This window comes from Mesorhizobium sp. C399B (assembly GCF_030323185.1).
In the GTDB taxonomy this organism is placed as follows: domain Bacteria; phylum Pseudomonadota; class Alphaproteobacteria; order Rhizobiales; family Rhizobiaceae; genus Mesorhizobium.
Window position 1 is genome coordinate 6385207 of the sequence record NZ_CP100472.1, and the last position, 9054, is coordinate 6394260.

Below are 9054 nucleotides of genomic sequence, written 5' to 3' on the forward strand. Positions count from 1 at the left end.
CGGTCAGGCCTTGAGGTCGGTCAGGAACTTGGCGAAGGTCATCGACCCTTCCGGCCAAGGGCCGAAGCCGGCATCCTCATTGAGGTGACCGGTTTCGCCGGCATCGATGAACAGCGAACCCCAGGCGCCGGCAATGTCCTCGGCAACCTCGAAGGCGCAGAACGGATCGTTGCGGCTGGCGATGACGATGGACGGGAAGGGCAGCGGTTCGCGCGCATAGGGACCAAAGGTCATCAGGTGACGCGGCCTTATCTCCGGGTTGGCGACGTCGGGCGGCGCGACAAAAAACGCGCCGGCGACCGGCTTCCTGAACTGCGGAATGGCCTGCACCGCGGCCGCCACGCCCAGGGAATGGGCAACGATCACCACCGGCCGCTCGGCCTCGTTGACAGCGTTCGCCACGCTCGCCGTCCAGTCCTCGCGCACCGGCTTCGACCACTCCGCCTGCTCGACCCGGCGCGCCGTCGACAGTTTCGACTGCCAGCGTGTCTGCCAGTGTTCGGGGCCGGAATTGGTGTAGCCCGGCACGATCAGAATATCTGCGTCTTTGACTTTCATGGCGCTGAGATAGCGAGCGGCCGTGTCTCGTGCAACCCGCGCTGACGCATGCGGTGCATCACAATCGTGAACAACCTGTTCGATTCTTTCCATCTTGTGTGAACGATCAGGATCGACGATTTGAGGCAGGAAGAGATGGACAACAGAATAGACTGGTGGCGCGGCCTGGGATAATGCGCTGAACGGAGAGTTTTATGAGCGAACTGCCTTTTGCCGCGACGACCCCCGTCAGCGTGTCACGCGTGGGCCTGAAGGCGCGCGACGCCGAAGGACTTGCCGATTACTACCGGGCTGTTGTCGGCCTGCAGGAATTGAGCCGCGCCGATGGCGCCATCACGCTGGGCGCTGCCGAGCGCCCGCTGCTGGTCATCGAGCCTGACGCAGCGGCCAAGCCCGACGATCCGCGCAGCGCCGGCCTTTTCCACACCGCTTTCCTTCTGCCCAGCCGCGCCGATCTCGGCCGTTGGATAAACCATGCCGCCGCCAACAAGATCCGCATCGAGGGCGCCTCCGACCATCTGGTCAGCGAGGCTTTGTACCTGACCGACCCCGAAGGCAACGGCATTGAAATCTATAGGGACCGTCTGCCGCAGGAGTGGAAGTGGAACGGCGACAAGATCGCCATGGCGACCGAGCGGCTGAATCTGGCCGCCGTGGTTGGCAGCGTGCCGGCCGGTGACGCCGGCTGGCAGGGCGCGCCGCAAAACAGCATTATCGGCCATGTCCATCTGCGCGTCGGCCGGCCGGAAGATGCCGAGGCCTGGTGGCACGACGAATTTGGCTTCGACACGGTCGCTAAGTATGGAGGGCAGGCGGTGTTCCTGTCGTCGGGAGGCTACCACCATCATATCGGTGGCAATTCGTGGCACAGCGCCGGCGCCGGCCGGCGCGATCCGTCCCGCTCGGGTCTGGCCTGGGTCGAGATGCGGTCGGACAAGACAACCGCTGAAACCACGCGGGAAGATCCGTGGGGCACGGTTATCCGCACCGTGCCGGGCGCCGCCGGCTGAGCGCCCGCTCGGTTCTTACAAGGAATTGGCGGCGTAGCCCGTCAGCAGCCCATGCGCCCAGCTGTCGAAGCCGGTGGCTGTCGCGCGGCTGGACGCCTCGGTCCAGTCATAATTGACCACGTGATGGCTGAACGACCATTGTCCGTCCTTGCGCGTAGCGAGGGCGTAGCGGGCATGCGGACTGCCGGTCACGGTCAGGCCGGGGAATGCCTGGACGCCGACGCTGCCCGGATTGAGGATTGTCCGGTTGTCCGACAAGCGCACAACGCGCGGCGTATGTGTATGGCCGCACAAGGTCAGCCCGGCGCCGGCGCTGCCCAGCTTGTGCCTGATCTGCTTTTCATTGGAGGGGTGGAAGTGGCTGCCTCCGTCTTCCTCGAGCAGGAACACGTCGTCGTCACTGGGGCTGCCATGGCAAAGCAGGATGTCCGGGGCAGGCGACAGGGTGACCGGCAAGGCCGAGAGCCAGGTCAGGGATGTCTCAGAGAGGCGTTGGTGGGTGAAAGCATCGACGTCTTCCAACCCGGAAGCAGGCGGCTCGATCAGCACACGGTCGTGATTGCCGCGCACGGTCGGCCAATTCTGCGCCATCAGATATTGCGCGGTTTCTTCAGGCCATAGCGGCCCGGAAAGACAATCGCCCAGATTGACGATTATGTCGGGAGAAGCGTCTTTGATCTGCGCATGAACCGCCTCAAGCGCGCGCAGATTCCCATGGATGTCGGAAAGGACGGCCAGCCGCATCGAAAACCTATCCGAAAACCCGCTTGAAGATCGTGTCGACATGCTTGGTGTGATAGCCCAGGTCGAACTTTTCGCGGATCTCGGCTTCGGGAAGCGCTGCGGTGACTTCCGTGTCGGCCAACAATTCCTCAAGGAAATCAGCGCCATGTTCCCATACCTTCATGGCGTTGCGCTGCACCAGGCGGTAGGCGTCCTCGCGGCTGACGCCGGCTTGCGTCAGCGCCAAAAGCACGCGCTGCGAATGCACAAGGCCACGGAACTTGTTCATGTTCTTCAGCATGTTGTCGGGATAGACCAGCAATTTGTCGATGACGCCGGTCAACCGCGACAGCGCGAAATCGAGTGTTATCGTGGCGTCCGGGCCGATCATGCGCTCGACCGAGGAATGCGAAATGTCGCGCTCGTGCCAGAGCGCGACATTCTCCATCGCCGGCAAGGCCATGGAGCGCACCATGCGGGCAAGGCCGGTGAGGTTTTCAGTCAGCACCGGGTTGCGCTTGTGCGGCATTGCCGACGAGCCCTTCTGGCCCGGCGAAAAATACTCTTCCGCTTCCAGCACCTCAGTGCGCTGCAGATGGCGGATCTCGGTCGCCAGCCGCTCGACCGACGAGGCGATGACCCCGAGCGTGGCAAAGAACATGGCGTGGCGGTCGCGCGGGATGACCTGCGTCGACACCGGTTCCGGCTTCAGCCCAAGCTTTTTCGCCACATGCTCTTCGACATAAGGGTCGATGTTGGCGAAGGTGCCGATCGCGCCCGATATGGCGCAGGTGGCAATATCCTCTCGCGCGTGCACCAGCCGCTCGCGGCAGCGTGAGAACTCGGCATAGGCCTGCGCCAGCTTGACGCCGAAGGTGGTCGGCTCGGCGTGGATGCCGTGGCTGCGGCCGATGGTGACGGTGTCCTTGTGCTCGAAGGCCCGGCGCTTCAGCGCGGCGAGCAGGCCGTCGAGGTCGGCCAGCAGGATATCGCTGGCGCGGCCGAGCTGCACCGCAAGGCAGGTGTCGAGTACATCTGACGAGGTCATGCCCTGGTGGATGAAACGCGCATCCGGCCCGACGAATTCGGCGAGATGGGTGAGGAAGGCGATGACGTCGTGCTTGGTGACGGCCTCGATCTCGTCGATCTTGCCGACGTCGAATTTTGCCGCATTGCCCTTTTCCCAGATGGTCTTGGCGGCTTCCCTGGGGATGACGCCGAGCTCAGCCAGCGCATCACAGGCATGGGCCTCGATTTCGAACCAGATGCGGAAGCGGGTTTCCGGCGACCAGATGGCGACCATTTCCGGCCGGGAATAGCGAGGGATCATCCGTCAGTCCTGATGTGTCCGTGGTTAAGTGCGCGTCCTAACAGAGGCGGACCGAATGCTCAACGCTGCTGGCGCGCAAACCACACGCTGGCGGCGGCAAGCGCGATGAATCCGAGCGGAAAATAGAGCCTGATACCCAGCACCACGAATTGGTAGAGCGCCGTCAGCGAGGTGAAGACCAGTTCGAACGCCCACCGGGCGGTGAAGGCCTCCGCGTGCCATTCGGCATAGTAGGAGCGGTATTGCAGCGCAAACAACCCGCCGGTGAAGGCGAGCGTCGTGGCAAGCAGGCAGACGAAGGCGGCGGCGAACGCCACTTCCCAGTGCCGGTCGAGCGAGACCAGCCGCGCCGCGAACAACCCGACGGGAAAGGCCAATGCCGCGCCGGTCGCAAACAGCAGGGCGACGAAGCGGATCTTTTCCGGGGTCTCCCAATTGTCGAGCCAAAGACCGGTCAGCGCGCTGGCGCCCATGGCCATCGCCCACAGCAAGGCGCCGACAAGCGCCGCGCCCGTCGATGGTATGGCGCGGCTGACGCGATTTCCGGCGCGCTTGCGCCAGCTGGATTGATCGAGCGCTGTCACAGGCGTCCGGTCACGGCGATCCAGCGAAAATCCGGCCCTTCGAAGCCGTATTGGCGCACCGCGATCAGCACCGCATAGGCGCTGATGCTGTCCATCGAGAACGTCTGCACCGCGCCGATCCTGTAGCCGTTCGGGCAGCCACGGCTTTTCGGGATCGATTTATCCTCATGCAGCAGATGGGTCCGGCCGCCATCCCTGGCCTCGATCCGCAGCAGGCGAAAACCGTTGACCTCGCCCTGGCTCTGGCAGCTTTCGGTGTCATTCATGCCGATCTCGTCCAGCCGGAATTCCAGCGGCGGGTCGACCGGCGAAAAGATCGGCCGTGGGTTCACCACCATGCGGAACGGGTCGGCCGACAATTCGGTCACCGGGTTGAAGCCGGCGGTGATGCCGCGGTTGGCGGTAAGCTCGGCCTGGGCAATGATTGCTTCGCCTTTTTGCCTGGCTTGCTGACGGGCCGTCTCGAGCGAGGCGGTCTCATCCTCCAGCCGGACCCGGATTGGCGTGCCCTTCAGGAACGTGTCGTCGGCGGTGTTGATGTAGTAGCGATTGGCATAGGGAAAGCCCGAACCGTCTGCCACACCATATTCCTCGAAGGCGAAGACGCTGCCATCCTTGCTGAAGCCGAGGATTTCAAGCTCGGCGACATCGCCCGCTCGGGCGGCCATGGCGGATGCCAGATGGACCAGCAGGCAAACGCCAATCAGGACGAGATTTCGCATCGGGGTTCCGCTCCGCCTGCCCTGGTTCGATCGTTCCCTATCACGAGACAGTCAAAACATCGTGCTATTCAAAAGGCGATGCATCCAATTTCGCCTCTGTTTGTTATCGTCGATCGTTTTCAAAAGGAGAACACCCCATGAATGAGGCCAGCAAGATTCGCGAGCATATGGAAGTGATCGGCGCCGACGGCGTTCACATCGGCACCGTCGACCGGGTCGATGGCGAGCGGATCAAGTTGACCAAGGCCGACAGCGGCGAGGGCGCCCATCAGGGGCATCACCACTACATTCCCTTGAGCCTGCTTGCCGAGGTCGAGGGCCAGAAAGTCTGGCTGTCGGCAAATTCGGATGTCGCGGTCAGCTTCGAGGAAGAAGAGTCCGACCCGACCTGATTGAAAGTCAGCGCGACGACCACACCGCAAACAGATCGCCTTCGGCCGGCGTCGCGGCATGGATGCCGCGGCTGATGGCGCGCGCCATGGTGGCGCCGGCGGCGGCAAAGAAATCGATGGCATCGTCGGCGCTGAGTTCGATGCCGCTCTTGCCCGTCGCCAGCGCGAACACCAGATCGCCGTCAGCCGGCGTGTGCACGGGCCAGATGGCGCGCACGAAGCCGTCATGCGCTGAAATGGCCAGCCGCTTGGCTGCCGCCTTGGTCAGCACGGCGTCGGTGGCGATGACGGCGATGGTGGTGTTGCCTCCGGCCTCGGCTTGTCCACCGACACGCTTGTTGCGGTATTTCAACAGGATCCGCCTGGCGTCGTCCGGCATCGGCGAGGGATAGCCGAGGCCGCCGAATTCATCGCCGATCTCGAATGGCGCCGCCCAGAAATAGCGTGTACGCGCAATCGTCACCGAGCCGGTCGGGTTGGCGGCGGCCAGTGCGCCGATGGTGACGCCGCTGTCGAGCACGGTCGAGGCCGAGCCGAGGCCGCCCTTCAGCCCGGAGCTTAGCGCGCCGGTGCCGGCGCCGATTGTGCCGAGCGGAAAGTCGACTGTTGCCGCCTGGGCGGCTTCGTAGCCAAGGTCACGGTAGGGGGGGTACTGGCCCCAATCCTTGTCGCCGCCATTGCGCAGGTCAAACAGGATCGCTGCCGGCACGATCGGCACGCGAAAGCCGCCGACATCGATCCCTATGCCGTTTTCACGCAACGCCGCCTGCACGCCCGATGCGGCGTCGAGGCCGAAGGCCGAGCCGCCCGAGAGAACCACGGCATGGACCGCCTCGATGGAATTGTGCGGTTCGAGCAGGTCGGTCTCGCGCGTGCCCGGCGCGCCGCCGAGGATCTGCACGCCTCCGACCGCCGGTTCATCGCACAGCACGGTCGTGACGCCCGATTTCAACCTCGCGTCCGACGCGTTGCCGACGCGCAGGCCGGCGACATCGGTGATCAGATTGCGCGGTCCGGTGCGAAACATCAGTTCGTCTCCGCCGGCACGAAACGCGTCCCGTCGAAGCGGAAGGCGCGATAGAGGTTTTGGCTCAGATCGCCTTTGTCGTCGAACCGCAGCGGCCCGATCGCGGTGGTGAAATCATGCCCGGTTAGCGCGTCGGCCAGCCCCTTGCCGGAGCCCTCGGACACCGCCGAGGCCGTCTTGGCGATCTCCACCGCCGCATAGGCAGGCAAGGAATAGCCATCAGGCGCGATGTTTTTGGCCGTAAACGCCGCCAGCACCTTGGGATCGGCGACATCGGCCCATTCCGGCGGCGCGATCATCAGCGTGCCGATGGCGTAAGGCACATCGCCGGGTGGCGTGCGCAAATTCTCGCCGCCGGCAAAGACGATGCCGGCCTCGAGCTGGCCGGCGTCGCGGCCCATAATGGCGATGTCGTCGCCGTCGCCACCGGCAAAGACATGCGTCGCGCCCGCCTTCTTCAGCCGGCCGATCAGCCCGATCTGGTTGTCGAGCTGGGGCCGGAACGTGTCTGTGAAGGCCGGCTTCAGCGCCGCCTGTTCGGCCGCGGCGCGCAGCGTCTCGGCGATTTCGCGGCCATAGATGGTCCCGTCATCGACGATGGCGAACAATTCGCTTTGCCACAGCCGGGTCAGGATGCCGGCCACGGCATTGCGCTCGTCGTCGCCGCGCGGCCCCAGCCGATAGACCGGCCAGCCGGTCTTGGCGCGGCGGTCGGTCAGGCTTTCGGTGCGCACGCCAACGGTGATGACCGGTATGTCAGCGTCCTTGAGGATCGGCAGCGCCGCCTGGATCGCCTCGGTGCAGAGGAAGCCGACGACGACCGTGACCTTCGCCGCCGCGAACTCCCTCGCGGCGGCGGCGCCGCCATCGGCTGTGCAGGCATCGTCGACCGTCCTGATCTCGGCGCCGTTGGCTTCTGCTGCCAGGGCAGCACCCGCCTCAATCTGCTTGCCCAGGATCGCCGACGGACCGGACAGGGGCGCGGCGACGCCGACAAGCAGCGTCTGCGCGCCGGCGCTTGCCGGCAGCAGCCAGAGCAGTGCCGCTATTACAGCTGTTGGGGGTCGCATTCTGACGACGAATTCCTCCGTGCCGGTCGCATGCTTCCAGCGTCTGTTCCGCCAAGACCTAAAGGCTGCCCGTCCCAGGCGCAACACGGGAATTTGCGGATTGGCGTCAACCACTTCGCTTGTGGCCTATTGTGTGCCGCCATATATAACGCTTGGATTCCCGCTTATGGAAAATCATCGGTGTTGAAGTTGAACGACATAGGGCCTCAGGCCTATCGCGACGCGATGGCGCATTTTGCCGGCCACGTCCATGTGGTGACCACCGACGGGCCCGCCGGCAAACGCGGCACGACGGTGATTGCGGCCTGTTCGGTGTCGGACACGCCGCCGACGGTTCTCGTCTGTCTCAACCGCGAGAATGCCAAGAACGAGCTCTTCGTGCAAAACGGCCGGTTTGCGCTGAACACGCTGGCTTCGCACCAGCAGCCCCTATCGGTGGCGTTTTCAGGCCTGACCGGGCTGTCGGCCGATGAGCGTTTCGCGCTTGGCGAGTGGGACGTCATATCGACCGGCGCGCCTACCCTGAAGGGCGCTCTTGCGGTTTTTGACTGCGAATTGATGGACACCAAGGATCTCGCCACCCATCGTGTGCTTTTTGGCAAGGTGACAGGCCTGCGCATGGGCGATAATTTGCGGCCGCTGATCTACCACGCCCGCGACTACCACGTGCTGCAGAGCGGAGCAGAGGCGGCAACGGAGAAAGAATGACCGAGCTGAAACCGCGCCCCGCGCCGCGGACGATCGACGAAACGCTCGATCTCCTGACCGGCGCGGACTACGTCGCGGAGCGCTCGCTGGCAACGGTGCTGTTCCTGTCCCTGCGCATGCAGCGGCCGCTGTTCCTTGAAGGGGAGGCCGGCGTCGGCAAGACCGAGATCGCCAAGGTGCTGGCGCAGGCACTCGGCCGCCGGCTGATCCGCCTGCAATGCTATGAAGGGCTCGACGTCTCGTCCGCTGTCTATGAGTGGAATTACGCCGCGCAGATGATAGAGATCCGCATGGAGGAGGCGGCAGGCTCGGTCGACCGCTCCGACATGGAGCGCAATGTCTTTTCCGAAAAATACCTGATCCGCCGCCCGGTGCTCGATGCGCTGACCGGCAAGGCGGGTGCGGCCCCGGTGTTCCTGATCGATGAGCTCGACCGCACCGACGAGGCTTTCGAAGCATTCCTGCTCGAAATCCTGTCCGATTTCCAGGTGACGGTGCCTGAGCTCGGCACCATCAAGGCGGAGGAGCGGCCGATCGTCATCATCACCACCAACCGCACCCGCGAAATCCACGACGCGCTGAAGCGGCGCTGCCTCTATCACTGGGTCGACTATCCCAATGCCGAGCGCGAGTTGGAGATCGTGCGCCGCAAGGTGCCGCAGGCCAACCTCCGACTTTCCGCGGAAGTCGTGTCGTTCATCCAGAAGCTGCGCCGGGTCGAGCTGTTCAAGGCGCCGGGTGTCGCCGAAACCATCGACTGGGCCGGCGCGCTGACCGAACTCGACAAGGTGGCGCTTGATCCCGAAACCGTCTCCGACACGATCGGCGTTTTGTTGAAATACCAGGACGACATTGCCCGCATCGGCGCGGGCGAGGGCCGGCGTATCCTCGACGAGGTCAAGGCCGAGCTGGCGGCGGCGGAGTAGGGCA

11 protein-coding genes are annotated in these 9054 nt (G+C 64.3%); 4 read left to right on the forward strand and 7 right to left on the reverse strand.

All coding sequences use genetic code 11. The features are described from left to right. Window positions 1-3: 3 nt before the first annotated feature. Entirely contained in the window at window positions 4-558 is a 555-nt protein-coding gene (locus NLY36_RS30615; RefSeq protein WP_023669089.1) for an RBBP9/YdeN family alpha/beta hydrolase, read from the reverse strand. A gap of 194 nt (window positions 559-752) precedes the next feature. Between NLY36_RS30615 and NLY36_RS30620 the strand changes: the two genes are divergently transcribed. Further along, on the forward strand, window positions 753-1568 hold the full coding sequence (locus NLY36_RS30620; protein ID WP_023669088.1) for a VOC family protein: 816 nt from the start codon (window positions 753-755) through the stop codon (window positions 1566-1568). Between the two features lie 15 nt (window positions 1569-1583). On the opposite strand, the gene NLY36_RS30625 is transcribed toward NLY36_RS30620, so the two are convergent. From NLY36_RS30625 to NLY36_RS30640, 4 genes are read right to left on the reverse strand one after another with little or no spacing between them, the layout of a single operon-like run. Continuing rightward, window positions 1584-2312: a metallophosphoesterase family protein gene (locus NLY36_RS30625; protein ID WP_023736520.1), complete on the reverse strand. Its 729-nt coding sequence runs from the start codon at window positions 2310-2312 to the stop codon at window positions 1584-1586. 7 nt (window positions 2313-2319) lie between these two features. Then, a complete protein-coding gene (gene purB, locus NLY36_RS30630; RefSeq protein ID WP_023736521.1) occupies window positions 2320-3621 on the reverse strand; it encodes an adenylosuccinate lyase in 1302 nt (433 codons plus the stop codon). A 59-nt stretch (window positions 3622-3680) separates the two neighbouring features. Continuing rightward, window positions 3681-4145 carry a hypothetical protein gene (locus tag NLY36_RS30635; RefSeq protein ID WP_023726917.1) on the reverse strand — a complete coding sequence of 155 codons (465 nt, stop codon included), beginning with the start codon at window positions 4143-4145 and terminating at the stop codon, window positions 3681-3683. A gap of 56 nt (window positions 4146-4201) precedes the next feature. Continuing rightward, window positions 4202-4927 carry a DUF2259 domain-containing protein gene (locus NLY36_RS30640; RefSeq protein WP_023736522.1) on the reverse strand — a complete coding sequence of 242 codons (726 nt, stop codon included), beginning with the start codon at window positions 4925-4927 and terminating at the stop codon, window positions 4202-4204. A gap of 137 nt (window positions 4928-5064) precedes the next feature. Between NLY36_RS30640 and NLY36_RS30645 the strand changes: the two genes are divergently transcribed. Further along, complete coding sequence (locus tag NLY36_RS30645; RefSeq protein WP_023711484.1) at window positions 5065-5319, forward strand: DUF2171 domain-containing protein; 255 nt, start codon at window positions 5065-5067, stop codon at window positions 5317-5319. A gap of 7 nt (window positions 5320-5326) precedes the next feature. Here NLY36_RS30645 and NLY36_RS30650 read toward each other — a convergent pair whose 3' ends face one another. Both NLY36_RS30650 and NLY36_RS30655 read right to left on the reverse strand, forming a co-directional pair. Then, window positions 5327-6346, reverse strand: coding sequence for a P1 family peptidase (locus tag NLY36_RS30650; protein WP_023736523.1), 1020 nt, complete (start codon window positions 6344-6346; stop codon window positions 5327-5329). Further along, a complete protein-coding gene (locus NLY36_RS30655) occupies window positions 6346-7416 on the reverse strand; it encodes a branched-chain amino acid ABC transporter substrate-binding protein (RefSeq protein ID WP_023736524.1) in 1071 nt (356 codons plus the stop codon). Before NLY36_RS30655 ends, NLY36_RS30650 begins: the two co-directional genes overlap by 1 nt. A 180-nt stretch (window positions 7417-7596) precedes the next feature. Here NLY36_RS30655 and NLY36_RS30660 point away from each other — a divergent pair, with 180 nt between their 5' ends. Together NLY36_RS30660 and NLY36_RS30665 are read left to right on the forward strand one after the other, a co-directional pair. After that, window positions 7597-8124 carry a flavin reductase gene (locus tag NLY36_RS30660; protein WP_023700848.1) on the forward strand — a complete coding sequence of 176 codons (528 nt, stop codon included), beginning with the start codon at window positions 7597-7599 and terminating at the stop codon, window positions 8122-8124. Further along, a complete protein-coding gene (locus NLY36_RS30665; protein WP_023736525.1) occupies window positions 8121-9050 on the forward strand; it encodes an AAA family ATPase in 930 nt (309 codons plus the stop codon). The genes NLY36_RS30660 and NLY36_RS30665 overlap by 4 nt, the downstream gene beginning before the upstream one ends. Window positions 9051-9054 lie beyond the last annotated feature (4 nt).